Consider the following 26,347-nt stretch of genomic DNA (forward strand, 5'->3'; position numbering starts at 1 on the left):
CATGACTGCCAGCACGCAACACTCTCTTTCTTCCTATCCATTGCCGCGCTTGAGCGGCAATGAAGCGCGGGCCCGCACGCTGATCGCGCACCATGGCGCGGACCTGCGGATCACGCTGGCGCCGCTTTCCAACGCGCAAGCCGAAGCCGCTGTCTGGCGGCTCGGCTTCACCTCGGGCGTGCCGGATGCGGTGCGCCAGTCGGCAAGCCTGTCCGCCGATCTGGAATGGGCCGGCGCCCGCCTGCGGCTGGGATTGCCGCCCTCGGCGATCGATGCCTGGCTGGCGGCCCGCTTGCCAGGCATCGACCCGGGCCCCATGCCCGAACCCCTGGTCGCCACGGCCATCGAAACGCTGCTGGCCGAGGCTATGGCGGCCTTGAGCGCGGTGTCGCCGGGCGGCCCGGCGCGGGTCGTGGGCCTCGGCGGCGCATCCACGGGCCTGCCGCAATCCTGGACGATCGCCGCCCTCAATCCGGCCAACGGCGACACGGTCTATGCCTCCCTGGACACGGACGGCCTGGGCCTGATGCTGCTGGCGAGCCTGGTCGGCCGGGCCGAACCGGCCGCCAATGGCGCCGACCTGGACGCGGTGCCGGTGCGCATCGGCGCGCGCCTGGGCTGGACGGACCTGCCGGCCGCCGAACTGCGAGGCCTGCAGGCGCGCGACACCATCTTCCTGGACCACTACCTGGTGTCGCCGGAAGGTGAACTATGGCTGGCGGCGGGCGGGCAGGGCCTGCGCGTGCGCCGCGAACAATCCTCATACCTCGTTACGCAAGGCTGGACTTCCCTTATGACCGAGACGCCTCAACTGCCGGCGGATGCCGAGCCTGGCGCCGCCACCGCCCCATTCGATATGGACGCGATACCCGTGCGGCTGACGTTCGAGCTGGGCGAACGCCATCTGACCCTGGGCGAACTGCGCATGCTGCAGCCGGGCGAAACCTTCGACCTGGAGCGTCCGCTTGCGGACGGCCCCGTCATCGTGCGCGCCAACGGAGCGCTGCTGGGCACGGGCGAGCTGGTGGAGATAGACGGCAGGATCGGCGTGACGCTGCGCAGCCTGGGCAAGGCCGGCGCATGAGCGGGGGAGCGGATCCCATCAGCCTGGCCGTGGTCCTGGCGCTATTGGCGCTGGTGCCTCTGGCCGCCGTCATGACGACCTCATTCCTGAAGATCGCCGTGGTGCTGACCCTGGTGCGCAACGCCCTGGGCGTGCAGCAGGTGCCGCCCAACATGGCGCTCTACGGCCTGGCGCTTATCCTGTCGGCCTATGTGATGGGGCCGGTGGTGATGCAGATCGGCGACGAATTGCGGGCGCCGCCAGCGGCCGTGGCCCCGGGCGCGCCGGCGCCGGACCGGCTGGAGGGCATCATGGACGCGGTGGCGCGGGGCGCGGAGCCCATGCGCGGCTTCATGCTGAAGAACAGCAAGCCCGAGCAGCGGGATTTCTTCGTGCGCACGGCGCGCGGCCTGTGGGGCGAACAGGCTTCCCGCAACCTGAAGGAAGACGATCTGCTGGTGCTGATTCCGTCGTTTCTCGTGTCCGAGCTTACGGCCGCCTTCCAGATCGGCTTCCTGCTGTACCTGCCCTTCGTCATCATCGATCTCATCGTGTCCAACATCCTGCTGGCGATGGGCATGATGATGGTGTCGCCGGTAACCATCTCCATGCCCTTGAAGCTGTTCCTGTTCGTCATGGTCGACGGCTGGACCCGGCTGATCCAGGGCCTGGTCCTCTCCTACGGCTGAGCGCGCCATGGCAACGGTCGATCTCGTTTCATACATGACCCAGGCGCTGTACCTGGTGCTGTGGCTGTCGCTGCCGCCGATCGCGGTGGCGGCGATCGTGGGCACCTTGTTTTCGCTGTTCCAGGCGCTGACCCAGATCCAGGAGCAGACGCTGTCGTTCGCGGTGAAGCTGATCGCCGTGTTCGCCACCATCCTGCTCACGGCGCGCTGGCTCAGCGCCGAGCTCTACAACTTCACGGTCTCCGTGTTCGACCTCTTCTACAAGATCCACTAGGGGCGGCGCGCACAGATGATCTCGGGCATCACCTACGCAGAGGCAAAAGTCTTCCTGGGCACGCTGGCACTGACGCAGCCCCGGATACTGGCGCTGTGCGCGATGCTGCCGCTGTTCAACCGGCAGCTGCTGCCGGGCATGCTGCGCTACGCGCTGTGCGCCGCCATCGGCATCGTGCTGGTGCCGGCGCTGGCGCCGCGCTATGCGGTCATGGAACTGGGCACGCTGGACATCGCGCTGCTGGTGGTGAAGGAAGTGTTCGTCGGCATGGTCATGGGCTTTCTGGTGGCCATTCCGTTCTGGATCTTCGAGGCGGTGGGCTTCGTCGTCGACAACCAGCGCGGCGCCAGCCTGGGCGCGACGATCAACCCGGCCACGGGCAACGACTCCTCGCCCATGGGCATTCTTTTCAACCAGGCCTTCATGGTGTTCTTCCTGGTGGGCGGGGGCTTCACGCTGATGCTGACCATGCTGTACGACAGCTTCCGGCTGTGGGACCTGTGGGATTGGGCGCCCACGCTGCGCAAGGAGAGCGTTCCGCTGATGCTGGACCAGCTGGGCCGTTTCCTGCGGCTGACGCTGCTGTTCGCCGCGCCGGCGATCGTGGCGATGTTCCTGGCCGAAGTGGGCCTGGCCCTGGTCAGCCGCTTCGCTCCGCAGCTGCAGGTGTTCTTCCTGGCGATGCCGATCAAGAGCGCGCTGGCGCTGCTGGTGATGGTGCTCTACATGAGCACGCTGTTCGAGTACGCCGCCGAGGCCACAGGCCAGATCGGTTCCGCGCTGCCCTTTCTCGACAATCAATGGCGGGCGCCATGAGCGGCGAAAAAACAGAACAGCCGACCGGGAAGAAACTGCGCGAGGCCCGGGAGAAGGGCGACGTCGCGCACAGCAAGGACTTCACCCAGACCTTGCTGGTGCTTGCGCTGTTCGGCTACATGCTGGGCAACGCGCACGGCATCGTGGAATCGCTGGGGCGGCTGATACTTGTTCCGTCGACGCTCGTCGGCATGCCGTTCGAGCGGGCGCTGCCCGTAGCGCTGGACGCGGCGCTGCGCGAGGCGGTGACGCTGGTGCTGCCCTTCGTGCTGATCGTGCTGATCGTCGGCATGTTCTCCGAGTTCCTGCAGGTGGGCGTGCTGCTGGCCTTCGAGAAGCTCAAGCCTTCGGCCAAGAAGCTGAACGTGATGGCCAATCTGAAGAACATATTCTCGAAGAAGAACCTGGTCGAACTGCTGAAGTCCATCATCAAGATCGCGTTTCTTTCCGTATTGGTGACCCTGGTTGTGCGCGATGCTCTACCGGAGCTGATGGCGGTGCCGCACAGCGGCCTGGCCGGCCTGGAAGCGGGCGTGGGAGGCATGATGCGCACGCTGGTGGTGAACATCGCGTTCGCCTACGTGGTGATCTCGCTGGCCGACTTCGTCTGGCAGCGCATGCAGTACCGCAAGGGGCTGATGATGAGCAAGGAAGAGATCAAGCAGGAATTCAAGGAGATGGAGGGGGATCCCCACATCAAGCACAAGCGCAAGCACCTGCACCAGGAAATGGTGATGCAAGGCGCCGTTTCCAGCGCGCGCAAAGCCTCGGTGCTGGTGACCAACCCCACGCACCTGGCGATCGCGATCTACTACGAGCCCGACGAAACGCCGCTGCCGGTGGTGCTGGCCAAGGGCGAGGGCGCGCTGGCCGAGCAGATGATGCGGGCCGCGCGCGAGGCGGGCGTGCCCGTGATGCAGAACATTCCGCTGGCGCGCGCGTTGATGGCCGACGCGCAAGCCGACCAATACATCCCGAGCGAGCTCATCGAACCCGTTGCCGAAGTGCTGCGGCTGGTGCGCAAGATGGCCGCCGATCCGGAACAGCAACCATGACATCCATCCCACACCCCCTGATTTCCGCCTATGCGAGCCGCCATGGCCTGCCGGCGCCCGCCCGCGCCGACGGCAGGCTCACCGTCGTGATCGACGATGCCTACCGGGTCCATCTGCAGGCGGCGCCCGATGGCTGGCTGGCGCTGACCTGCCGCCTCTGCGCGCTTCCCGAGGAGGGCGCCGCGCGCGACGCGTTCGCGCGCGCGGCCGGCGAGCTGGCGGCGGGCATGTTGAGCCGCCACGCGGCGGGCTGCGTCGTGGACCCGCAGGGCAGGGCATTGTGGCTGCAGCAGACATTGAGGCCCGACAGCAGCGCCCTGGCGCTGGACGAGGCTTTCGGCGCTTTCGCCAACGCTCTGTCGTTCTGGACGGGCGCGCTGCGGCGGCTGGCATGAACAAGATATCCGGGACCGTTGCCCGAGGAGATAGAGTGTTGAAGCGGATGATTCTGGCGACCGCGCTGTCGCTGGGCCTGGCTGGCGGCGCGCAGGCGGCGCCAAACTGGCCCAATGTGCCTTATAGCTATTACGCGCGCGAAGAAAACCTGCAGACGCTGTTGCGCGAGTTCGCGGGCGGATTCAGCCTTTCGCTGCAGATGGGGCCCAACGTGACGGGCACGGTCAACGGCAAGTTCAACGCCAACTCGCCGACCGAATTCCTGGACAGGCTGGGCGGCGTCTACGGCTTCAATTGGTTCGTCTATGCCGGCACGCTCTTCGTCAGCCGCACGAACGACATGAAGACGCGCTCGGTCAGCGCCATGGGCAGCTCCATCAGCGCCCTGCGGCAGGCGCTGGTGCAACTGGGCATCCTGGACCCGCGCTTCGGTTGGGGCGAACTGCCCGACCAGGGTATCGCGCTGGTGTCCGGCCCGCCCGGCTACGTGGATCTGGTCGAACGCACCGTCGCCGCGCTGCCGATGGGCGCCGGCGGCCAGCAGGTCGCGGTGTTCCGCCTGAAGCATGCCTCGGTCAACGACCGCACCATCAGCTACCGCGACCAGAAGGTCGTGACGCCGGGCCTGTCCACCGTGCTGCGCAACCTGATCACTGGGGGCGGGGGCGGGAATAACAATGAAACGCTGGCCGCCATCGCCGCGCCGCTGCGCGACAACCCGCCGGCCTTCCCGCAGGTCAATGGCGGCCCCGCCGCCGACAGCGCGCCGACCCTGGCGGCGGCGGGCATGCAGGCGCCGGCCCCGGTGGGCAAGCCGGGCCTGCGCCTGCGCGAACCGACGGTGCAGGCCGATGCGCGGTTGAACGCCATCATCGTGCAGGACATCCCGGACCGCATCCCCATCTACCGCAGCCTGATCGAACAACTGGACCTGCCCAGCACGCTGGTCGAGATCGAGGCGATGATCGTGGACGTCAACTCGGACCTGGTGAACGAGCTGGGCGTCAACTGGGGAGCCCGCGCGGGCTCGGCCAGCTTCGGCTACGGCAACCTGGCGCTGGCGCCCAGCGGCGGCCTGCCGGTGGACGGCGCCGCCGGGCTGTCGCCCGGCACCATCGGTGTCAGCGTGGGCACTAACCTGGTGGCGCGGCTGCGGGCCCTGCAGACCAAGGGCCAGGCCAACATCCTGTCGCAGCCTTCGATCCTGACGGCGGACAACCTGGGCGCCATGATCGATCTGTCGGATACCTTCTACATCCAGACGCGTGGAGAGCGCGTGGCCACGGTGACGCCCGTCACGGTGGGCACCTCGCTGCGCGTCACGCCGCGTCACATCGAATCGCGGGACGGCGCGCGCGTCGAGCTGACCGTGGATATCGAGGACGGACGCATCCAGGAAGAGCGCCAGATCGACAACCTGCCCACGGTGCGCAAGAGCAACATCAGCACGCTGGCCGTCGTGGGCAATGACCAGACGCTGCTGATCGGCGGCTACAACAGCAGCCAGAACAGCGAACAGGTCGACAAGGTGCCGTTCCTGGGAGACATCCCGGGCCTGGGCATCTTTTTCTCCAACAAATCCAAGACGGTGCAGCGCCGCGAGCGCCTGTTCCTGATCCGGCCCAGGGTGGTCGCGGTCAACGGCGAGGTGGTGCGCACGCCCGGCGCGGCGTCGAACACCGCGCCCATGCTGAACGCGACCTGGGGCGGAGTGGACAAACCCATGACGGCGGGCCAGTACCTGGACCTGGCGCAGAGCCAGCGCACGCGGGTACTGTTCGAGCCGAACGTGGAAGTGCGCGCCAGCGGCGGACCGGTGCGCGCGTCGGAGTGGCTGCAGGTGTCGCCCGTGGCGGAACCCATCCTGGAAGGCAAGTCGAATGCCACCCAGGGGCCGGTCATACAGGTACAGCCGGTGGCCGCGCCGGGCACGGGCCGGGCGCCGTAGGGGAAGGGCGGCTCAGCCGTCCAGCCGCAGGCCCTTCTGGGCCAGCTTTTCGCGCAGCGCCGATCGGGCGCGCGAGAGGCGGCTGCGCACGGTGCCGATGGGCACCGTCAGCAGCGCGGCGGCTTCTTCGTAGGAAATGTCGTCCAGCCCGACCATGAGCAGGATGTCGCGCATGTTTTCGGGCAGCTCGTCCAGGGACTCCTGCAGCAGGGCCATGGTCTGGTTCTGCTCCAGGACGCGGTCGGGGGACAGCTCGGACGAAGCCTGTTCTTCCAGCACGCTATCGCTGACGAAGGCGTGGCGCCGTTCGGGAGCGCGCGACAGGTGGTTGCGGACCAGGTTCAGCGCGATGCCGTAGAGCCAGGAAGACAGCTGCGACTCGCCCCGGAAATTGCGGTAGGAGCGGGCCGCTTCGACGAACGCCTGCTGGGCCAGGTCCTCGGCCTCAGTGGTGTTGCCGATGTGCTTGATGATGAAGCGCTGCAGCCGGCTGGAATGGTCGCGCACCAGGTCCCGCAGCAGGTATTCGTCGCCCGGGTCCCAGCCCGGCCCTTCTTCGTCGGAGCGAATGGGCGGCATGTCCGCTTCGGGGGAAGCGGGTGTGCTGTCGCTGGGGTAGGTCATGGGGCGGCGAAAAGAAACGTGTCTTAAGCTACTAGTTACTACCGAAATGACGAATTATGGCAGCTTAACTCCGTCACAATATTTCGAAAATGGAAATATTGGGCCAAAAGTCGGCTTTATACGGCGAGATATGTAAAAACAAGTAAGTGGATTCCGTCAGGTTCCGCCTGGCGGAAGCTAGAGGGCCTTGAGCAGGTCCCGTAGCCAGCCGGCGGCGGTCGCCAGCGGAACCGGGCTCTGCCCCGAGCGAGCCGCCTGGTCGAAGCGGGCCTCCATGGCCCGGTCCAGCGCGGCCCGTCGCTCGGCGTCCAGTGCCGTGGGCTGAACGCCCGCGTCTTGGCAGGCCTGCTGGAATGCCGGGGTGTTGCCCGCGGCGGATGTGGCCAGGCGCGTCATGAAATCCACGCCCGACATGGCGTGGCTGGAGGTTTCGGCCATATCGATGGCGGCGGCGACGGTGCGCGCCGACAGGGGCTTGCCGGGACTGGGCTCCAAACCGAGTTCGCGCGATACGGCGCTGGCGATGCCCTGGCCGTAGCTCTGCGCCAGCGTCTGGGCAAACATCGCGGTCGTGTCGACGTCCGGAGCCACCCAGGCCACGCTGCGGCCGCCCGGCGTGGCGCCCGTGCCCAGCACTTGCAGTTTGCCGCCCGCGATATCGACGTAAACGTCCTGGCCGCCTTCCGCTGCTTTGGCGAAGGCATCCAGGGAAATGAATGGCGACGAAGGGGTAACCGATGAAATTGTCATGCAGCCAAGAAATCCGGCGTGTCCGATACGTGGCCGTGGCGGTCCTACGACCCTGTGCGTGAGTAACCCAGGGCCTACTTTAGTTCCACAGCCGAGCACGCGCCTTATTCTATGTCATTGCGCATGCAGGCACGAAACACGGCGTTACTGCGCTTCGTAGACTTCGTCCGCCGCCAGCAGGATATCCACGGGCGGGTCGAAGCCGATCACGCGCGCGGTTTCGAGGTTCAGGGCGATCTTGGCCGGATCGATCCACACCTGGGACAGGTCGCGCGGCTTGGCGCCGTTGAAGATACGCGCCATCGTTTCCGCATAGAACAGCCCGACGTATGAATAGTCGGCCTGCGCCAGGCTCAGCATCAGGCCGTGCTTGACCTCTTCGGAACCCAGCATCGAAAAGCTGGGCACCCGCGCCTGGCGGAGGATCTCGGCCACGGTGTCGATGGACGCCGGCGTCACGCCCCGGTGCACGGTCACGTAGGCGGCGTCCACCTGCGGCGCGAGCTTGGCATAGCATTCCACCGCGTTGCGCGTGGCGACCTCGGGCGGAATGCCGTTGGACGGCGCGTTGCAGGACAGCACCTCGAAATGCTGTTCGCGGGCCACCTGTTCCACGGCCTCGACGGCGCTGTAGGTGCGGCCTTCCGGGCTGTCTTCGTAGACGAGTCCCAAGCGCTTGAAGGGCACGATTTCGTGGAACAGGCGCACCTGCCGCTGATAGCGTTCGGGCTGGACGCGGGCGTGCAGGTTGTCCTGCCCGCTGTCCTGGGCCGAGCGCGTGATGCGCGCGCCGATGGCGTCGCTGGTCGAGGCCACGATGGTCGGCACGGGCGTGCCCATGGCGGCCATGTCCTGGCCGGCCCAGGTGCCCATGGCGATGATGAGGTCTATGTCGCGCTGGGCCGTGAGGCGCTGCTTGATGGCCTCGCGCACAGCGGGCCGCCGCGCCGCGTCGAAGTTGCCCGGCTGCCACCAGGCGTCGCGCACGAATTCCAGCGTGTCGCTGCGGACGTTGTCGGCCAGGAAGTCCCACATCTGCCGGCCGTTCAGGCCGTCGGGCATGGCGGGCATGCTGAGCCAGCCGAGTTTCTGCAGGCCTTCGACGGTGACCCGCAGGGTGCGGGGGTACTCGCTGTAGTCGCCGCTTTCGAAGTAGCCGATCCGCCACTTCTTGCCGTCGGCCTTGGCGGCGGGCTTGGTCGGGAACACTTGGGCGGCGGGCGTCGCGGCCGTCTGCGCCATGCCTGCCGAGGGCGCCAGCAGGGCCAGGCAGAACATAAGAGTGGGCAGCGATTTCTTCATGGGCGGCGGATCACGATCAATGTGATGTCATCGGATTGTTCCGCGCCGTCGGCGAAAGCCTGCACGTCCTCGAGCAGGCGCTTGGAGAGCTTGGCCGAAGGCACGGGGGGATTGGACAGGACGGCCAGCAGGCGCGGATCGCCGTACTGGGCGTTGTTCGGATCGACGGCTTCGGTAATGCCGTCGGTGTAGCCCACCAGCATTTCGCCGGGCGCCAGCACGGCGGAAAGGCCGCGGTACTCCAGGTCTTCCTGCACGCCGCAGGCGGGGCCGCTGCGCCCTTCAAGCAGGCGCACGGCGCCGTCCGCGCCGACTACCGCCGGCGGCAGATGGCCCGCATTGGCCCACTGCAGTTCGCCGGTAGCCAGGTCCAGAACACCCAACAGGAGCGTGACGAACATCATGTTGGGATTGTTCTCGGACAGCCGGTTGTTGATCTTCTGCATCATCAACGCCGGGTCCGTTTCATCTTCGGCCGTGGCGCGGATGAGCGTGCGGGTCACCGCCATGAACAGCGCGGCGGGCACGCCCTTGTCGGATACGTCGCCGATGGCCAGGCACAGGCGGCCGTCGGGCAGCGTGAAGTAGTCGTAGAGATCGCCGCCCACCTCCTTGGCGGGCAGCATCACCGCGTTCAGGTCGATCTGGTCGCGCGTGGTGCTGGACAAGGGCACGGGCAGCAGGCCCAGCTGGATCGCGCGGGCGATGTTCAGCTCGCTTTCGAAGCGTTCGCGCGCGGTGGTCTCGCGCATCAGGCGGGCGACGTTTTCGCGCAGCTTGTCGTTCATGAACAGGAAGGAGGCGGCCAGCCGGCCGACCTCGTCCTTGTGCTTGTCGGGCAGCGCTGCGATCTCCGCCGGCACGCTGGCCGCGGCCGTCAGGTCCTGTTCGGGCAGCTGGCGGGCATAGCGGGTCAGCGTTTCGAGCGGGCGCACGATGCGCGCCGCCACCAGCCAGGCGCATACCAGGGCCACCAGCATCATGCCCGCGAAGATCAGGGCCTGGCGGTTCAGCAGTTCGCGCGCGGGCGCGGTCAGGTCGCTTTCCGGCACGGCGGTCACCAAGGTCCAGCCTAGCGGCGCGAAGCGCGCGCTGTCGATCTGCCAGGGGCCGCCGCCGCCGTCGAACCGCAGGCTCTGCGGCTTGCCGCCCGCGTCCTGGCGGGCCAGCAGGCTGCGCAGCGTTTCGCCCTTGCCGTCGCGGGCATCGAGCAGGCCGGCCTGCCGTTCGGGCAGGGGCACCACCATCCGGCCGTCGTCGGCGGCGATGAAGATGAAGCCGGACTGCGCCAGCGTGAGCTTGGACAGCATGCCCCGCACCGAGTTTTCCATTTGTTCGCGGCGCGTCTGGATCTGATCGATGACGTCCTGCGCGCTGTCGGTGATGACGAAGACCCAGTTCCACGGGCGGAAGTAGCCGAAGTAGGCGTAGCGCGTTTCACTGCCGCCGCGCTGCGCGGACGGCGGCCAGCGGTAGATGGCGAAGCCGTATCCCGAGCTGCGGCTTTCCTCGTACAGCGCCTGCGCGAGCGGGCGGTTCTTGAAGTCGGACAGCTGAGATAGGTCGCGGTCGATCATGTCGGGATTGCCGCTGGCCACCACCTGGAAATCGGCGTCGTAGATGAAGGCATAGCGCCGGTCGTCGAGCTTCAGGCGATTGATCCAGGCGCGCGCCATGCCACGCGCCGCGCCGGGCGTCATGAGCCCGCGATCGGCCATGTCGGCGTAGGAATTCAGCGCGGCCGCAACCACCGTGCCCGTCTGCATCAGCTGGCGGCGGCCGCTGCGCACCGTCGTGATCTTGTCGGCCAGCAACGCGCCCCAGCGGGCCTCGGCATCGCGCAGCACCAGCTCCATCACGTTGTTGACGGCATGGTGCTCGCTGTTCATCACCGTGCGCGTGACATTGCGCTGCGTCGTCAGCATCACGAACGCGGCCACCGCAAGGAGAAGCGCTACGACCAGAAGAAAAATCTTGCTACGCAGCGACCTGGCGGGCATGGACTTGGAGGCGGTGGAAGAACGTGAGGGTGTAAAAAAAGATGCAAATTGCATTAATTGTAAATACCATTGTCGCCCGTGTGTAAATACTTTGCGGTGTTTCAGCCTCATGCGTAGCGAGCCTATTCAAATCGTGCTGGAAGGACTGAGACGCCGCCCGGTACTCGAAGTCACGCTGGCCTGTCTGGCCGTCCTGCTGCTGGCGCAGGCGCTCATCGGCGCGTTGAGTCTGTCCGCGTTGAACCGGCTGGTGGTGGACACCACCGCCGACCGCGTGGAAGTCATCGCCCGCCGCGCGGCGGGCAATATCGAAAACGGATTGCGGCTGGGCAAGCCGCTGGAGCAATACTTCGGCCTGCGCGATGGCCTTCAGGACAGCGTGTCGGGATCGCGCGACCTGCTTGGCGCCGCGGTGTTGCGGGCAGACGGCCAGACGCTGGCCGTGCAGGGCGAGTTGCCCGAAGGCGCGGTCGCGCTCGCGCAGGCGCTGGATCCCGCGGCGGGCCGCGACAAGCACGCGGCGCGGCGCGCGTCCGGCGCGCTCATGTCGGTGTCCGACGGCACGGTGACGCTGGCCGTGCCCCTGGCGGGCGCGGGCGGCAATGTCGCCGGCGCCGTGGTCCTGTCGGCGTCCAAGGACGGCGAGGCCAGCCGCAGGCTGATCGTGGACAACCTGCAGGTGCTGCTGGCCGTCACCGCGCTGGTGGGCCTTGGGCTGGCGGCCGTATTCAAGTACCTGGTGCCGTTGACCTCTCTTGCCGCCGGCGGCCGCGCGCGTTTCGTCGTGCCGCTGCTGGCGCTGATGCTGGCCCAGGGCGTCTATGCTGCCTACACGATCTCCACGTTCCGCTCGGGCTGGCTGGAAGTCACGCGCAATAATGTCGGCCTGCTGGCCGAAGGCCTGCAGCGCGATCTGAACCGGGTGCTGGGCTACGGCCTGACGCTGGATCGGCTGCGTGGCGTGGACGCGCCGTTCTCGCGCCTGGCGGCGACCTTTCCCGCCGTGTCGCAGATCGAATTGGTGGATGGCGAGGGCCGCGTGCTGAGCCGCGCCGACGCAAAGGGCGCGCTGGACGTGGCGGGCCTGCCGGCGGCGCGTCCGCGTTCCGACGACCTCACCCTGGTGCTGCCGCTCGGCGCATCCAATCCCAATCCCCGGGCGCGGGGCGACCTGGTGCTGCGCTTGTCCGACGAGGTGATCGCGGCGGGGGTGCGCAGCCGGGCGCTGGACGCCGTGACCGTGGTGGCCGTGGCGCTGGTGGCCGCCATCGAGATGCTGTTGCTGCTGTCGCTGCTGATGAACCGCGCTTTCGCGGCGCGGGCGACCCTGCCCGACGGCAGCCGCGTGGGGCCCGATGACGAGTCCGAGATCGGGCGCATCGCCCGGCCCGTGATGTTCGGCTTCCTGTTCGCCTGGGCACTGCCGCTGGGCTTCCTGCCGCTGTACGCGCGCAGCCTGCCGTCCGGCGGATTGGACCTGCCGGCGAATCTTCTGCTGGCGCTGCCGATATCGGTAGAGATGGGCTGCGGCCTGCTGACCTCGCTGCTCGCGGGCAGCCTGACCGACCGCAGGGGCTGGCAGGTGCCCGTGCTGGCCGGGCTGGCGGTATCGTGCGCGGGCATGCTGGCCTGCGCGGCGGCGGGCAACCTGCTGATGTTCAGCGCGGCGCGCGGGCTGGTGGGCCTGGGTTACGGCCTGACCTGGATGGGGCTGCAGGGCTTCATCGTCACGCGCAGCCCCGCGCAATATCGCGGCCGCAACATGACGGGCGTGATCGCCGGGTTGTTCGCGGGGCATCTTTCCGGAGCCGCGGTGGGCGCGATGCTGATGGAGCAGACGGGGTTCCGCGCCGTGTTCGGCGTGGGCGCGGCGATGCTGGCGCTGCCGCTGGCCGGCGTGCTGGTGCTGATGCGTCCGTACATGGACCGCGGCCGCAGGCAGGCGGCGCAGGCGGCCGCCCGCACGCGCGCGCGCCTGTCCGATACCTTGCGGCTGCTGTGCACCCGCGACTTCGGCCTGCTGCTGCTGGGCAGCGTCATTCCCTTTTCGATCGCGCAGGTGGGCCTGCTGTCGTTCGCGCTGCCGCTGTATCTCGAAGCCGAAGGAGTGGCGGCCTCCAGCATCGGACGTGTGTTGATGATCTACGGGCTTTGCGTGATCTACGTGGGGCCGCTGATGGGGCGTGTGGTGGATCGCAGCCGTATCAAGAAAAGCTGGATCGTGCTGGGCGGCCTGGTCGGCAGCGTGGGCATGTTGGGCCTGTACTTCAACAGCGGCCTGCTGGCCGCGGCGGCTGCCGTGCTGCTGTTGGCGCTGGCCAGCTGCTTCGCGGGCGCATCGCAAGCGCCCTACATGCTGGCGCTGCCGGACGTGCAGCGCTATGGCGCCGCCGGGGCCACGAGCGTCATGCGCGCCGCCGATAAGCTGGGCCAGATGGCGGGGCCGCTGGTGGTGGGCGCCATGTTCGGAGCGGCGGGCATGGGAGCGGGCTTGGCGGCCACCGGCATCATCTACCTGTGCGCCACGCTGCTGTTCCTGCTGCTGGCGCCCGCACGGCCGAAGGACGGCGCGTCCTGACGCAGCGCCGCCAGGGCGAGGGCGCCGTCCCGTCGGGGAGGGTGCGCCTGCGCCGCGCAAGGCGCGCGCGCAGCCGGTCAAGGCCCGGCGTCCCGGCCGGCCAGCTGCACCGGCACGCGCGCGCTCAGGCCCGTGAGCAGTTCGGCGGCGATGGTGCCGGCCGAGGCCGCAACTTCTTCCACCGCCAGCCCCGATGCGCCCCATAGCGTGACGGGAGCGCCGATGCAGGCTTGCGGAACCGGCTCGAGATCCACGGCCATCATGTCCATCGATACGCGTCCCAGCAACCGCGTGCGCACGCCATCGACGACCACCGGCGTGCCGGTGGGCGCGTGGCGCGGATAGCCATCCGCGTAGCCGCAGGTAACGATGCCTACCGTGGTGGCGGCGGTCGCGAGGAATGCGCCGCTGTAGCCCACCCCGGCGCCAGCCTGCACGCGTTGTATGCCGACGATCTGCGAGTGCAGCGACATTGCGGGCCTCAGGTCCAGCTGCGCCGCGCTGCGGTCGGCGAACGGGCTGGCGCCATAGAGCGCCAGTCCCGGGCGCACCCATTGCGTGCCGGCCGCAAGCGCGCCATGGAGCAGCAGGGCGGCTGAGTTGCTGGTGGACACCGGGCCCGGAAGCCCCGCGATCACCTGGCGGAAGGCGGTATCCGCCGCGTCCACGCCATCGGATTCGTCGGCGCGGGCGTAATGGTTCAGGTGTCCGATGTCGCCGACGAGGCCGCGCCGGGCAAGCGCGTAGGCCGCTTCGAAGGCGGGGCGGTAATCCCCGGCTGAAAAGCCTGTGTGATGGATGTCGCCGGCGTAGCGCAGCCAGATCGCGGGACGCTCCGCCAGCGGCGCCCGCGCCAGCCATTCGAGCTGGGCGGCATGCGTGATCACGAGGTGCAGGCCCGGCGTGTCGAGCAGCAGGGCATCCGCGGGGGAATAGAGGCCGCCGTAGACGAGGATGGGGCCGTCCCAGCCCATCGAGCGACAGGCGCGCGCCTCGTTCAGGTGCAGCACCGCCAATCCGTCCGCCGCGCACAGCGCGGGCAGGATGCGCGCCAGGCCGTGCCCGTAGGCATCCGCCTTCACTGTCGCCCAGAGCCTGGGGCCGCCGGCGCCCGCCGGCAACGCGGCGCGCAGGCGCGCCAGGTTGTGCTTCACCGCGCCCGCATCGATGCGGGCGTGCAGGGGGCGGGCGGTCAATCCTTCCGGTCGGTAGGGAGCATTCACGGGCGGCATCAGTGCAAGGGCGTCGCGCAACCGGCGCGCAGTCCATGCATGAGTGGCAGTTGGGCCCGTTTTGTTCGGTATTTTCTGTCTATGAAGAAAGGAAACCGATAGTGTGATTCGATCGCTTGCGAGGCGGACCTAGGCGGCGCGGGCCACCAGCGTCAGGCGGTTGCGGCCGCCGCTGCGCGCATAACGCATGTCGTGCAGGTAATGCCGCATGAGCCGCAAGCCGTGGCCGCCGATCTCGGCGTCGTCCAGCGTAGCCGCCAAGGGGGGCGGGGGTGTTTTGGTGGGATCGTGGGGACGGCCGTTGTCCACGATTTCCAGCGCGACTTCTGCGTCGTCCTGGCGGCAATGCAGCGTCACTGCGGGAGGGGCGCCCGCGGCCGCGGGATCGTCGAAGGCGTAGTCCACGATGTTGGTCAATGCCTCGTCCAGGCTCAGCGACAGTCCGAAACCCAGCTTGGGCGGCCACGCGTCGCGTTCGGCAATTCCTTCGAGCCATTGCAGCGCGGCGGCAACGGCGTTCTGGTCGGGAACGAGGTCCAACGTATCGGGCTGAGGGGGCATGAGTCGCCTTGCGTTCAGTGGAGCACGTGCAGGCGCAAGTATGCACGATAGCCATGCGTGGCGAACAGAGCGTGAGAGACTGCGCCGGCTCGCGTATCATCTCGCCATCGCGCCGCCGTCCTCCTGCGCAGGTGCCGGGCGCCGGCCACTTTTCGGGAACCGCTATGAATCTCGCAATAGAAAAAATCGGAGAAGTCCTGGTTGTCTCGCCCGAAGGCCAGATCAACAGCGCCAACGCGGCGGGCGTCGAGTCCGATTTGCTGTCCCACGTGGAAAAAGGCGAAAGCCGTTTCGTGCTGGACCTGTCCAACCTGAACTACATCTCCAGCGCCGGCCTGCGCGTCGTGCTGGTGCTGGCCAAGCGGTTGAAGCAGGGCGCCGGCGCGCTGGTTCTGTGCGCCCTGCAGCCGCATGTGCGCGAAGTGTTCGATATCAGCGGCTTTCTCTCCATACTGACGGTCGTCGACACGCGCGAGGACGCGGTCGCGAAGGTCGCTTGACGCGCGGGTTCAACCCTTGCGGTGTTCGTAGGACGTGTCCAGCACGTCGTCTTCAGGAGTGATGACGCCGGGCTCGCCGGGTTCTGCAACGGCGCGTCCGCGCCGCGGCATGCCCGCCACGAGCTTGCTGCTCTGGTCGGGCATCGGCATGACCTCGGTGCCTTTGCGCGGATCGGTGGCGGCAGGCTTCTCGGTTTCGGCGGCCTTGGCGGCATTGGGATCTGGGGCAGTTTTCAACATGATGATTGCTCCGCTTGCGGGCGTCCCAGGATGGCGACGCGCCTGATTCCAGCTTCATCTTAGGACGGCGCGGCGCCGCGGTGGCGCACCTGGCCTGTCACGTTTGCAAGGGGCTGTTGCAGAGCCCGAACCTTATAATTTCCGGCGCCTCGCGGCTTTGCGGCATGGCGCCAGGTTTTCACATTTTCCATACGCCTACCTTGACTGAATCCGTCGAACGCTCCCTCCATGCAGAACTCGTCGCCGTGCTCGTCGCCGTTACCAACGGCGAGCCGCGGGTGCTGACGACCGAGGACGCGCGCGCCTTGCCGGCGGGGCCCTTCGAGCTGTCGCACCGTTCGCTGCAGGCGGGCCTGCGCGCCTGGGTGGAAGCGCAGACCCACCACCCGCTGGGCTATGTGGAACAGCTCTACACCTTCGCCGACGGCGACCGCTCCGACGAATCCGGCGCGCGCGTGATGTCGGTGAGCTACCTGGGGCTGACGCGCGAAGCCGGCGAAACCGGCGTGGCGCAGGTCGGCTGGCAGGACTGGTACCGCTACTTTCCCTGGGAAGACCGGCGCGCCGGAACGCCTGCGCTGGTCGACGAGCAGATCGTGCCGCGGCTGGCGGCCTGGTGCGAAGACAGCGCCGATGCGGCCGTGCGCAATCGCCGCCGGCAGCGCGCCGCCATCACTTTCGGGCTGGAAGGCGCCTCCTGGAACGAGGATATGGTGCTGCAGCGCTACGAACTGCTGTTCGAGGCCGGAATGGTGCCGGAAGCGGCGCGGCGCGGCCGCGGCAGCGGCGCCGCAGTGCCGGGCGAGCCCATGCGGCACGACCATCGTCGTATCCTGGCCACCGGGATTGCGCGCCTGCGCGCCAAGATCAAGTACCGGCCCGTGGTGTTCGAATTGATGCCCGCGCAGTTCACCCTGCTGCAGCTGCAGATGGCGGTCGAGGCCTTGGCCGGGCGCGCTTTGCACAAGCAGAATTTCCGCCGCCTCATCGAGCAGCAGGCGCTGGTGGAAGAAACCGGCGAAATGGCGACCGGCACGGCCGGCCGGCCCGCCAAGCTGTTCCGCTTCCGCCGCGACGTGCTGCTCGAGCGCGCCATCGCCGGCAGCAAATTGCCTCTGTCCCGCGCGCTTTGATGCTTGACAAGCTTTATGCTCGCTCTTAGCATAAATGGTGCGCAATCCTTGCGCGCCTTTTTTTACTCTCAAAATACTCAAAATGAGCATTAAATCCGCAGCGCCTTCGACCGCCTCCCGCCTGGCCGTCCCCCCCTTGCCGGAAGTCATGCTGGAGCCGCTGGTGCGCGCGGCCCTGCTTGAAGACCTGGGCCGCGCAGGCGACCTGACCACCGACGCCATCGTGCCGGCCGACGCCGTGGCGGAAACCCGGCTGGTGGCCCGCCAGGACGGCGTGCTGGCCGGCCTGGACCTGGCGCGCCTGGCATTCCGCGCGATGGACCCGGGCATTGAGTTCTCGGTTTCGCGGCGTGACGGGGCCGACCTGCGGCCCGGCACGGAAATCGCCCGCATACGCGGCAATGCCCGCGCCATGCTGACCGCCGAGCGCGTGGCCTTGAACTTCCTGTGCCACCTGAGCGGCGTGGCCAGCGCCACGGCCTCCATCGCGCGCGCCATCGCGGGCCATGGCGCCCGGGTGACCTGCACGCGCAAGACCATGCCGGGCCTGCGCGCGGTGCAGAAGTACGCGGTGCGTGTCGGCGGGGGTAGCAATCACCGCCACGGGCTCGACGACGCGGTGCTGATCAAGGACAACCACATCGCGCTGGCGGGCGGGGTGGCCACTGCGGTCGAGCGGGCCCGGGCCGGCGTCGGCCACATGGTCAAGATCGAACTGGAAGTGGACACGCTGGAACAGCTGGAAGTGGCGCTGTCCCTGGGCGTGGACGTGGTGCTGCTCGACAACATGAGCCTGGAAGACCTGCGCCGGGCCGTTGCCATGGCGCGTGGCCGCGCCATCACGGAAGCTTCGGGCCGCATCACGCCCGAAACCGCCGAGGCGGTGGCCGCCACCGGCGTGGACCAGATCGCCGTCGGCTGGATCACGCATAGCGCCAAGGTGCTGGACATCGGCCTGGACGCCTGAGTCTTTCCGCCACGCAGATCCGCAAATGAAACGCCTGTTTCGATCCGTTCTCCCGATAGCCGTGCTATCGCTGGCCGCCTGCGGCAATCCGCCGTCGGGCGAGGCGCCCAAGGACGCCGCCTATCCGTCCCACCCGATCACGATCGTCGTGACGTTCCCGCCCGGCGGCGGCACCGACCTGCTGGCGCGCCGCATCGGGGCCAGCCTGCAGGAACAGCTGGGCCAGCCCGTGGTGGTGGAAAACCGCCCCGGCGCCAGCGGCAATATCGGCGCGCGCGTCGTGGCCGAGTCGCCGCCCGACGGCTACACGCTGCTGATGGTGAACAGCTCGTTCGCCATCAATCCGGGCGTCTACCGCAATCTGGGTTTTTCGCCCGCCAAGGATTTCGCGGCGGTCATCAACGTGGCTTTCGTGCCGTCGGTTTTCGTGGTGCCGGCCGCCTCGGACCTGCATGGCCTGGACGACGCGCTGGAAGCGGCGAGGTCGGGCAAGCCTCTGCCGTTCGCCTCCTGCGGCAATGGCACCCCGCAGCATCTGGCCGGCGAGATGCTGGCGCGCGCGGCCGGCGCGCCCTTGCAGCACGTGCCTTACAAAGGCTGCGGGCCGGCGCTGACCGACGTGGTTGCGGGTCAGGTGGGCATGGGCGTGGTCACCGCATCGAGCGCGGCGCCGCTGATCGCGGCCGGCAAGCTGCGCGCCCTGGCGGTCACCTCGGCGGCGCGCTCGCCGCTGATGCCGAGCGTGCCCACGGTCGCCGAGCAAGGCGTGCCCGGGTACGCCCTGGACCAGTGGCATGGCCTGCTGGCGCCCGCGGCCACGCCGCCGGCGGTGGTGGCCAAGCTGAACGCGGAGGTGGCGAAGATCGTCCTCCGCCCCGACGTGCAGGCCTCGTTGCGCGAGCAGGGCTTTACGCCGGCAAGCAGCACGCCGGACGGTTTCCAGGACATGATCGCCGCCGACATGGGCAGCTATGGCGCGCTGACCGCGTCGATCGGCTTGAGAGCGGACTAATCAGGCCGCTGCCTGCTAGGCGGCCGCCGCGCGGGCGTGGTGCTCCAGCTGCTCCTTCAGGCCGGGCTGCAGCTTGAGCTGGCGCGCCAGTTCGTCCAGGTAGGCGCGCTCCATGTAGCTTTCCTCGTCCACGACCAGCAGGCTGGCCAGATACATCTCGGCGGCCATTTCAGGCGTGCGCGCGGATTGGGCCACGGCGGCCGGGTCCAGCGGGCGCGACAGCTCGGTTTCGAGCCAGCTGCGGTCCTGGGCATCCGAGGACAGCTTGGCGAGCTCGGTTTCGAGCAGCGCGCGCTCTTCCGGGCCGATGTGGCCGTCGGCCTTGGCCGCGCCGATCATGGCGGTCAGCACGGCCGTGCTGTGCTGTTCGGCTTCCGGCGCGGGCAGGCGGTCCAGTGTCTGGGGCGGCGCGGCGGGGGCGCCGGCCTGGCTGCGCTGCCAGTCGCCGTAGGCACGGTATGCGAGCGCGCCCAGCGCGGCCATGCCGCCGTACATGGCGACCTTGCCGCCGATCTTGCGGGCCTTCTTGCTGCCCAGGAGCAGCCCCAGGGCGCCCGCGCCCAGCGCGCCGCCTCCCAGGCCGGCCAGGAAGGACGATGAGCCCTTGCCGCCCGTGGCGTTCTGCACGCGGTTGGTGGTGTCGGACAGCAGGCTTTGCCCGGACTGCAGCAATTGATCGAGGAGTTGTCTGGCGCTCATGCGGCCCCCTATAGGCGTTTCAGGTATTGCGGATAGGAATATCCGACCGCCTCCGGGCCAGGAAGTTCAGCTATCCGTCAGCCGCCGGGGGCCGGGGTGGGAGGCTTGCGCCGGCAGGTGCTACAACGTGGGCTGTGGCCGCGCTTGCGGCCGCCCCTCTGAGCCCGATCCAAGGAGATCCGATCCATGAGCATCCGCGTGCGCCAGAATGCGCCCAACATCCTGCAGTTCACCGCCACGGCCGAAGGCCATGAGCTTCCCCTGGCGATGCCGCAGCCGCAGGGCGAAGGCCCCGATCCGCATGATTACTTCGATACCGCGCTGGGCGGGTGCAAGGCGTTGACCCTGATGGTCTATGCGCAGCGCAAGAGCCTGCCGCTGGAGTCGGTGGGGGTTGAGGTGGTGCGCGATGCGAGCGAAGAGCGCAAGGGCGTCTACCGGCTGACGGCCAAGCTGACGCTGCATGGCGAACTGTCCGATGCGCAGATCGACGAACTGCTGGCGGTGGCGGAGAAATGCCCGGTCCACAAACTGATGACCGCGGTGGACGTGCAGGTGTCCACCCTGGTGGTGCGTCCGGCCTGAGCGGGCGGACGCGGCGGGCGGGCGCTGCGCGCCGCCCGCCGGGGAATCAGTCTTCCATGCCGGGGACGACGGTGGAGAAACCGGCGTCCACGTGGGTGATTTCGCCGGTTACGCCGGCGGCCAGGTCCGACAGCATGAAGGCGGCGACGTTGCCGACGTCTTCGATGGTGACATTGCGGCGCAGGGGAGCCTGGGCTTCGACGAACTTCAGAATGGCCGAGAAATCCTTGATGCCGCTGGCGGCCAGCGTCTTGATGGGGCCGGCCGAAATGCCATTGGCGCGGATGCCGCGCGGGCCCAGCGCGGTGGCCAGATAACGCACGCTGGCTTCCAGGGAGGCCTTGGCCAGGCCCATCGTGTTGTAGTTCGGAACCACGCGTTCGGCGCCCAGATAGGTCAGCGTCAGGACGGAGCCGTTGCGGCCCTCCATCAGCGGCAGCGCGGCCTTGGCCATGGCGGGGAAGCTGTAGGCCGAGATGTCGTGCGCGATGCGGAAGGCCTCGCGCGACAGGCCGTCCAGGAAGTTGCCGGCGATGGCTTCGCGCGGGGCGAACCCGATGGAGTGCACCAGGCCGTCCAGGCCGTCCCAGTGCTTGCCGAGTTCGGCGAAGGCCTCTTCGATCTGGCTGTCCTCGGCCACGTCGCAGGGCAGCACGATCTTGCTGCCGAATTCGGCGGCGAATTCACCCACGCGGTCCTTGAAACGGTCGCCCACATAGGTGAACGCCAGTTCGGCGCCTTGCTGGTGACAGGCGCGCGCGATGCCGTAGGCGATGGATCGGTTGGAAAGCACCCCGGTGACCAGGATGCGCTTGCCGGCGAGAAAGCCCATATATCTATCCTTTGATTTTTTTCCCTTCTGGAATCCGCCTATTTTAAGGAGTTTGGCGGCCCAGCGACATGAAAAATGGCCTCCCGCGCCGTGCCCGCGCTGCGGGCCGGTTCCCCGAAAGGGGAGCTTTCATCCTGGGGAGGCCCAGCGAAGAAAAGAGGGCGCGCCCGTTTCGGGGCGCGCCCTCTTGCGGTTGAATGCGCGATCAGCCGCGCGCGTTGGTGCCCGGCACGCGCAGCGGGGTGCCGATCTTCAGGGCGCTGCCCTTGATGTTGTTCAGCGCGCGCAGGGCATCGACCGAGGTGCCGTATTGCTTGGCCAGCGAGAACAGCGTGTCGCCCTGGCGGACCTTGTGAGTGCGGACGTTCGGGCGGGCGCTGGCGGAGCGGGCGGCCGGAACCTGCGAGCGGCTGCGGGCCGCGGGCGCCTTGTCGCTGGAAGGCGCCGAGTCCAGGGCGCCCACCGGAGGCGCCAGCGAGGCCAGTTGCACACCGCCCGTGCCGGAATCGCCCGGCACCAGCAGGGATTGGCCGGACGCGGACTTCTGGCGCGAGCCGATGTCGTTGGTCTGGCGCAGCGTGGCTTCGCTGATGCCGAAACGCTTGGCGATCGATGCGTAGGATTCGCCGCGGCGCGTATGGTAGATCTTCCAGGCGCTGAGGTCGCCCTTGTAGTTGGTCAGGTTGGCGTTGAAGATCTCGACGCGGTCGGCGGGCAGCAGCAGGGTGGGGCCGTGGTCGCCTCGGATGACCGGGCGGTTGAACGAGGGATTCAGCGCCTTGAATTCGTCCAGCGGCATTTCGGCCAGCTTGGCGGCGATTTCCAGATCGATGTCGCTGTTCTTCTGCACCGTCACGAAGTAGGGCGTATTGCCTACCGGGGGCAAGGCCACCGCATAGCGCTGCGGGTCGGCGATGATGTTCTTGATGGCCTGCAGCTTGGGCACGTAGTTGCGGGTTTCATCCGGCATGTTCAGGGACAGGTAGTCCGTGCCCTGGCCGGCGGCCTCGTTCTTGGCCATGGCGCGCTGCACCGAGCCTTCGCCCCAGTTGTACGAAGCCAGCGCCAGATACCAGTCGCCCTGCATTTCGAACAGCTTTTCCAGGTAGTCCAGCGCCGCGTTGGTCGAGGCGATGGGATCGCGGCGCTCATCGCGCCACCAGTCCTGCTTCAGGTTGAAGTGCTGGCCGGTGGCCGGCACGAACTGCCACAGTCCGGAAGCCTGCGCGCGCGAAAGGGCCGTGGGGTTGTAGGCGCTTTCGACGAAGGGCAGCAGCGCCAGTTCGGTCGGCAGGCCGCGGCGGTTGATCTCGTCGACGATGAAATACAGGTACTTGCCGGCCCGTTCCGCCATCCGCTGCACCGATTCGGGGTGGGACGCGTAATAGTCGGTCCACTGCTGCGAGAGTTCGGTGTTCAGGTTGGGAATGGCGAAACCGCGGCGGATGCGGTCCCAGGCGTCCGCGGGCGGATTGGTGAGGTCCACCGTCCGGGAGGTGTCGCGGGCGATGTAGCGCCCTTGTGAATTGGTGGTGAGGTTCTTGCTGTCCGGGGATTTGGTTCCTGCGCAACCGGCGAGGACTGCCAGCATGAGCGGCAGAAGGAGTCGGGATAGATTCATCGGGCTGTCACTTGAATTCGTTCTTCCATTCACGAAGGGAGGCAAAAACCTCTACCGGCGTAGCGTGGGTGTGGCCCGCCCAGCGTTCTGCCGCTTGGGCGACCTCATTTTGTTGCGTGCGCAAAAACGGATTGGTCGCGCGTTCCTGACCGATGGTCGACGGAAGCGTGGGGAGACCTTCTGCTCGTAATTGCCGGGCCCGCTGATGCCATTGCTGCAGGTTGCGGTTGGCCGGTTCGACTGCCGACGCCCAGCGCAAGTTCGCTAGAGTGTACTCGTGCGCGCAAAAAACCTGTGTATCTGGCGGTAAAACAGAAAATTTTTCCAAGGAATCAAGCATTTGCGCGGGAGTGCCCTCGAAAAGCCGCCCGCAGCCTCCCGCAAACAGGGTGTCGCCGCAGAATAGAACGGGTTCCACGCCGGCCGCCCGGCCGGTGTAGGCGATGTGGCCGGCGGTGTGGCCGGGCACGTCCAGCACGTTCAGATCCAGGTCCAGTTCCGGTATTTCCACCCGGTCGCCTTGCGCCAGCGGCACGTCGCAGCGCGGCAGGCGTTCCCGCGCCGGCCCGTATACGGTGATGCCCTCGATGCGGGACAATTCTGAAACACCGCCGACGTGGTCGCCATGATGGTGCGTGAGTAGAATGGCGCGCAGTCTCAGGCCTTCCTGCTCCAGCAGTCTCAGGACTGGGCCGGCCTCGCCGGGATCGACCACGGCGGCCAGGCCGTCGCGGACGATCGCCCAGATGTAGTTGTCGGTGAAGGCGGGTAGCGGCAAGACCGCGGCGTTGCGCTCGCGGCCGCCTGAAGGGGCGGTCAAGGCTTGCATGGGATTCGAAGGAATATAACGTGGCAGAAGATACTCCGCCGATTGTAGAACTGGCCGAATGGTTCCAGACGCCGCCGGGACAATACGTCCTGGCCTGGGAGCGGGCGCAGTTCGACGCGGCTGTCGCGGACGTGTTTGGATATTACGCCTGGCAGGTCGGTCTGGCCGACATGAACCTGCTGCGCGCCAACCGCATGCCCTTCAAGGGATACGTGGGCACGGAGGCGCCGTCAGAGGAGGGCGCGGCCGGCTGGCATTCCCGGGTGGTGCTTGCGCAGCCGGAGGCCTTGCCGTTCGAATCCCAGAGCGTGGACCTGCTGATCCTGCCGCATGCCTTTGAATGCACGCAGGAGCCCCACAACGTGCTGCGCGAGGTCGAGCGCGTGCTGGTCCCGGAAGGGCGGGTCGTGATCTCGGGATTCAATCCCTGGAGCATGTGGGGCGCGCGCACGCGCATGCCCGGCATGGAGCCCTGGCTGCCCCAGCCTCCGTCGTCCCAGGTATCGCTGCCCCGCCTGAAAGACTGGTTCAAGCTTCTTTCGCTGGAAGTGGAAGAGAGCCATTTCGGCTGCTATGCGCCGGCCTGCCGCAGTGAAAAATGGCTGCAGCGCTGGACCTTCCTGGAGTCGGCAGGGGCCCGCTGGTGGAGCGTGGGCGGCGCCGTTTATCTGGTGTCGGCCGTCAAGCGCGTGGCCGGCATGCGTATCATTGGCCCCGCCTGGAAGACCAAGCCCAAGCGCGCGCGGGCGGCGTCGGTGGTGGTCAACCGCCAGGCGGACAACGGCTTCGACCGCTCCTGAGCGGCCGGCCGGCACGGATTCAGCACGAACAAGGAAAACCAGGCAGCACGATGCAGGACAGCAAAGCGAACGAGCAGAAAGTGGAAATGTGGACGGACGGCGCCTGCAAGGGCAACCCGGGCCCGGGCGGCTGGGGCGTGCTGATGCGCGCCGGCAGCCACGAGAAGACGCTGCATGGGGGCGAACTCCAGACCACCAACAACCGCATGGAGCTGCTGGCGGTCATCCAGGGCCTGCGGGCGCTCAAGCGCCCGTGCGCGGTCACCATCCATACGGATTCCCAGTACGTCATGAAGGGCATGACCGAATGGCTGGCCAACTGGAAGCGGCGCGGCTGGATGACGGCGGACAAGAAGCCCGTCAAGAACGCCGAGCTGTGGCAATTGCTGGACGAGCAGGTGGGCCGGCATACGGTGTCCTGGCGCTGGGTGCGCGGCCATGCCGGGGATCCGGGCAATGAACGGGCCGATCAACTGGCGAATATGGGCGTCGAGGTGGCCCGGCGCGGTTGACCCCGTCCCGGCTCGCCGGCGGCGCTGCCCCCCGCGGCCTCCCCGATTGGCAGGGAATCTGCGCCAGGCATTGGGATATACCCTCAAATCCGCCTTTCGGGGCGAATTTAGTTCTTTCATCCGGCTTCTGGATTGTTCCAGTATGTAAATTCGGGTGCTAAAGTCCCTACCCTCTTTCCCGTTCCTGCGGCCCCGGCTCGCGCCCGCGCCGCCATACCGCCACATTCGCGCATGAAAAAAGCAGTACTGCTGGCCGCCGTAGCGGCAGGGTTGGCCGCGGGGGCCGCGCTCGGCGTTTTTATGCCGCGCTGGCTCGCGTCCGGAACCGTCAGTCCACAGCCTGGCGCCGTCGAGGCTCCCCTGGTCACGCGCGTCGCGCCTGTCCGGGTCGAGGTGGCCGCCGTCCAGGAGATTCCCTTCGCGCGCGGCATCTCGGCCGTGGGCAGCCTGCGTTCCGACGAATCCGTCGTGCTGCGGCCGGAGGTCGCGGGCCGGATCCAGTCCATCGAGTTCAAGGAGGGCCAGCCGGTCAAGCGCGGCGAGGCCCTGATCCGGCTGGACGACTCCGTGCCCCGGGCCGAGCTGGCCCAGGCGCGGGCCAACCTCACCCTGGCGCAGAGCCATTACCGGCGCTCCGTGGAGCTGCAGGGCAAGGGCTTCGTCAGCCAGCAGGCCCGTGACGAGGCCGCCAGCACGCTGAAGGTGCAGGAGGCCGCCGTGGCGCTGGCGCAGGCGCGGCTGGACAAAATGACGATCACGGCGCCGTTCGGCGGCATCGTGGGCCTGCGCAGCGTCTCCGTGGGCGACTACGTGAACCAGGGCCAGGATCTGGCCCCGCTGGAGGCGATCGACCCGCTCAAGGTGGATTTCCGCGTGCCGGAAATGTATTTGAGCAAGGTGGGCGTGGGCCAGCAGCTGACCGTGCGCCTGGACGCGCTGCCTGGCCAGGAGCGCCAGGGCATGGTCTATGCGGTCAGTCCGCTGGTCGACGCCGGGGGCCGTTCCATCCTGCTGCGCGCCACCGTCGCCAACAAGGATGCCGTGCTGCGCCCGGGCATGTTCGCCCGCGTGCAGTTGCTGTTCAGCCAGGACAAGGCGCTGGTCGCCCCGGAAGCCGCGCTGTCGCCTTCGGGAGAAACGCAGTACGTTTACCGGGTCAGGAACGGCGTGGCCGAGCGCCGCGAGATCACGATCGGCGAGCGCCGCGAGGGCCGCGTGGAAATCCTGACCGGCGTGGCCGCGGGCGATCAGCTGGTGGTGTCCGGCCTGCAGCGCGTGACGGACGGCGCGGCGGTGACCGTGCTTGCCAACGGCGCGTGACGCCGGCTC

At 67.8% G+C, this 26,347-nt stretch carries 27 protein-coding genes; 16 read left to right on the forward strand and 11 right to left on the reverse strand.

The genetic code is table 11. From position 1 onward, the window contains the following. The first annotated feature begins 49 nt into the window (after positions 1–49). The 7 genes from sctQ to sctC are packed head-to-tail and all read left to right on the forward strand — an operon-like array spanning position 50 to position 6,241. Positions 50–1,084: a type III secretion system cytoplasmic ring protein SctQ gene (sctQ, locus tag JL37_RS14590; RefSeq protein WP_231570346.1), complete on the forward strand. Its 1,035-nt coding sequence runs from the start codon at positions 50–52 to the stop codon at positions 1,082–1,084. Next, on the forward strand, positions 1,081–1,752 hold the full coding sequence (gene sctR, locus JL37_RS14595; protein WP_043544871.1) for a type III secretion system export apparatus subunit SctR: 672 nt from the start codon (positions 1,081–1,083) through the stop codon (positions 1,750–1,752). Before sctQ ends, sctR begins: the two co-directional genes overlap by 4 nt. 7 nt (positions 1,753–1,759) lie before the next feature. Beyond that, a complete protein-coding gene (sctS, locus tag JL37_RS14600; protein WP_043544872.1) occupies positions 1,760–2,026 on the forward strand; it encodes a type III secretion system export apparatus subunit SctS in 267 nt (88 codons plus the stop codon). Positions 2,027–2,041: 15 nt separating this feature from the next. Further along, positions 2,042–2,842: a type III secretion system export apparatus subunit SctT gene (gene sctT, locus JL37_RS14605; RefSeq protein WP_043544873.1), complete on the forward strand. Its 801-nt coding sequence runs from the start codon at positions 2,042–2,044 to the stop codon at positions 2,840–2,842. Continuing rightward, a complete protein-coding gene (gene sctU, locus JL37_RS14610; RefSeq protein WP_043544999.1) occupies positions 2,839–3,897 on the forward strand; it encodes a type III secretion system export apparatus subunit SctU in 1,059 nt (352 codons plus the stop codon). Before sctT ends, sctU begins: the two co-directional genes overlap by 4 nt. Then, positions 3,894–4,292, forward strand: a complete 399-nt coding sequence (locus JL37_RS14615) for a CesT family type III secretion system chaperone (protein WP_043544874.1) — start codon at positions 3,894–3,896, stop codon at positions 4,290–4,292. Before sctU ends, JL37_RS14615 begins: the two co-directional genes overlap by 4 nt. Positions 4,293–4,339: 47 nt before the next feature. Next, entirely contained in the window at positions 4,340–6,241 is a 1,902-nt protein-coding gene (gene sctC / locus JL37_RS14620) for a type III secretion system outer membrane ring subunit SctC (RefSeq protein WP_043544875.1), read from the forward strand. A 12-nt stretch (positions 6,242–6,253) separates the two neighbouring features. On the opposite strand, the gene JL37_RS14625 is transcribed toward sctC, so the two are convergent. The 4 genes from JL37_RS14625 to JL37_RS14640 form a co-directional block, all read right to left on the reverse strand. Continuing rightward, on the reverse strand, positions 6,254–6,820 hold the full coding sequence (locus JL37_RS14625) for an RNA polymerase sigma factor (RefSeq protein ID WP_197064610.1): 567 nt from the start codon (positions 6,818–6,820) through the stop codon (positions 6,254–6,256). 222 nt (positions 6,821–7,042) lie between these two features. Then, positions 7,043–7,615, reverse strand: coding sequence for a hypothetical protein (locus JL37_RS14630; protein WP_043544879.1), 573 nt, complete (start codon positions 7,613–7,615; stop codon positions 7,043–7,045). A 144-nt stretch (positions 7,616–7,759) separates the two neighbouring features. Further along, positions 7,760–8,857: an ABC transporter substrate-binding protein gene (locus JL37_RS14635; protein ID WP_369798553.1), complete on the reverse strand. Its 1,098-nt coding sequence runs from the start codon at positions 8,855–8,857 to the stop codon at positions 7,760–7,762. A 56-nt stretch (positions 8,858–8,913) separates the two neighbouring features. After that, a complete protein-coding gene (locus tag JL37_RS14640) occupies positions 8,914–10,917 on the reverse strand; it encodes a SpoIIE family protein phosphatase (protein WP_043544883.1) in 2,004 nt (667 codons plus the stop codon). 109 nt (positions 10,918–11,026) lie between these two features. On the opposite strand from JL37_RS14640, the gene JL37_RS14645 reads away from it, so the two are divergent. Beyond that, positions 11,027–13,495, forward strand: a complete 2,469-nt coding sequence (locus JL37_RS14645) for an MFS transporter (protein ID WP_043544884.1) — start codon at positions 11,027–11,029, stop codon at positions 13,493–13,495. Between the two features lie 77 nt (positions 13,496–13,572). On the opposite strand, the gene alr is transcribed toward JL37_RS14645, so the two are convergent. Together alr and JL37_RS14655 are read right to left on the reverse strand one after the other, a co-directional pair. Then, positions 13,573–14,727, reverse strand: coding sequence for an alanine racemase (gene alr / locus JL37_RS14650; RefSeq protein ID WP_052097235.1), 1,155 nt, complete (start codon positions 14,725–14,727; stop codon positions 13,573–13,575). Between the two features lie 129 nt (positions 14,728–14,856). Beyond that, the gene (locus JL37_RS14655) at positions 14,857–15,288 is read right to left on the reverse strand and encodes an ATP-binding protein (protein ID WP_043544889.1); all 432 of its coding nucleotides are present in this window, start codon (positions 15,286–15,288) and stop codon (positions 14,857–14,859) included. 164 nt (positions 15,289–15,452) lie between these two features. On the opposite strand from JL37_RS14655, the gene JL37_RS14660 reads away from it, so the two are divergent. After that, positions 15,453–15,788, forward strand: coding sequence for an STAS domain-containing protein (locus JL37_RS14660; RefSeq protein WP_043544891.1), 336 nt, complete (start codon positions 15,453–15,455; stop codon positions 15,786–15,788). Between the two features lie 9 nt (positions 15,789–15,797). Here JL37_RS14660 and JL37_RS14665 read toward each other — a convergent pair whose 3' ends face one another. Further along, a complete protein-coding gene (locus tag JL37_RS14665; RefSeq protein ID WP_043544892.1) occupies positions 15,798–16,028 on the reverse strand; it encodes a hypothetical protein in 231 nt (76 codons plus the stop codon). 164 nt (positions 16,029–16,192) lie between these two features. Between JL37_RS14665 and JL37_RS14670 the strand changes: the two genes are divergently transcribed. From JL37_RS14670 to JL37_RS14680, 3 genes are all read left to right on the forward strand, one after another. Next, positions 16,193–17,161, forward strand: coding sequence for a membrane protein (locus JL37_RS14670; protein ID WP_043544893.1), 969 nt, complete (start codon positions 16,193–16,195; stop codon positions 17,159–17,161). An 82-nt stretch (positions 17,162–17,243) separates the two neighbouring features. Further along, positions 17,244–18,128, forward strand: coding sequence for a carboxylating nicotinate-nucleotide diphosphorylase (gene nadC, locus JL37_RS14675; protein WP_043544895.1), 885 nt, complete (start codon positions 17,244–17,246; stop codon positions 18,126–18,128). A gap of 25 nt (positions 18,129–18,153) precedes the next feature. Beyond that, entirely contained in the window at positions 18,154–19,140 is a 987-nt protein-coding gene (locus tag JL37_RS14680; RefSeq protein ID WP_043544897.1) for a tripartite tricarboxylate transporter substrate binding protein, read from the forward strand. A gap of 15 nt (positions 19,141–19,155) precedes the next feature. On the opposite strand, the gene JL37_RS14685 is transcribed toward JL37_RS14680, so the two are convergent. After that, entirely contained in the window at positions 19,156–19,839 is a 684-nt protein-coding gene (locus JL37_RS14685) for a tellurite resistance TerB family protein (protein WP_043544898.1), read from the reverse strand. Between the two features lie 186 nt (positions 19,840–20,025). Here JL37_RS14685 and JL37_RS14690 point away from each other — a divergent pair, with 186 nt between their 5' ends. Beyond that, positions 20,026–20,424, forward strand: coding sequence for an OsmC family protein (locus JL37_RS14690; protein ID WP_043544900.1), 399 nt, complete (start codon positions 20,026–20,028; stop codon positions 20,422–20,424). A gap of 46 nt (positions 20,425–20,470) precedes the next feature. On the opposite strand, the gene fabI is transcribed toward JL37_RS14690, so the two are convergent. The 3 genes from fabI to gloB form a co-directional block, all read right to left on the reverse strand. After that, complete coding sequence (gene fabI, locus JL37_RS14695) at positions 20,471–21,256, reverse strand: enoyl-ACP reductase FabI (RefSeq protein WP_043544901.1); 786 nt, start codon at positions 21,254–21,256, stop codon at positions 20,471–20,473. 205 nt (positions 21,257–21,461) lie between these two features. Further along, positions 21,462–22,877: a transglycosylase SLT domain-containing protein gene (locus JL37_RS14700; protein WP_043544902.1), complete on the reverse strand. Its 1,416-nt coding sequence runs from the start codon at positions 22,875–22,877 to the stop codon at positions 21,462–21,464. A gap of 7 nt (positions 22,878–22,884) precedes the next feature. After that, on the reverse strand, positions 22,885–23,706 hold the full coding sequence (gene gloB, locus JL37_RS14705) for a hydroxyacylglutathione hydrolase (RefSeq protein WP_043544903.1): 822 nt from the start codon (positions 23,704–23,706) through the stop codon (positions 22,885–22,887). 20 nt (positions 23,707–23,726) lie between these two features. Between gloB and JL37_RS14710 the strand changes: the two genes are divergently transcribed. From JL37_RS14710 to JL37_RS14720, 3 genes are all read left to right on the forward strand, one after another. Further along, a complete protein-coding gene (locus JL37_RS14710) occupies positions 23,727–24,506 on the forward strand; it encodes a class I SAM-dependent methyltransferase (protein ID WP_043544904.1) in 780 nt (259 codons plus the stop codon). 50 nt (positions 24,507–24,556) lie between these two features. Next, positions 24,557–25,018 carry a ribonuclease HI gene (gene rnhA, locus JL37_RS14715; RefSeq protein ID WP_043544905.1) on the forward strand — a complete coding sequence of 154 codons (462 nt, stop codon included), beginning with the start codon at positions 24,557–24,559 and terminating at the stop codon, positions 25,016–25,018. Between the two features lie 231 nt (positions 25,019–25,249). Beyond that, the gene (locus JL37_RS14720) at positions 25,250–26,338 is read left to right on the forward strand and encodes an efflux RND transporter periplasmic adaptor subunit (RefSeq protein ID WP_043544906.1); all 1,089 of its coding nucleotides are present in this window, start codon (positions 25,250–25,252) and stop codon (positions 26,336–26,338) included. The last annotated feature ends 9 nt before the right edge of the window (positions 26,339–26,347 follow it).

Origin of the sequence: Achromobacter sp. RTa, from assembly GCF_000757485.1 — a bacterium.
GTDB lineage: Bacteria > Pseudomonadota > Gammaproteobacteria > Burkholderiales > Burkholderiaceae_B > Achromobacter.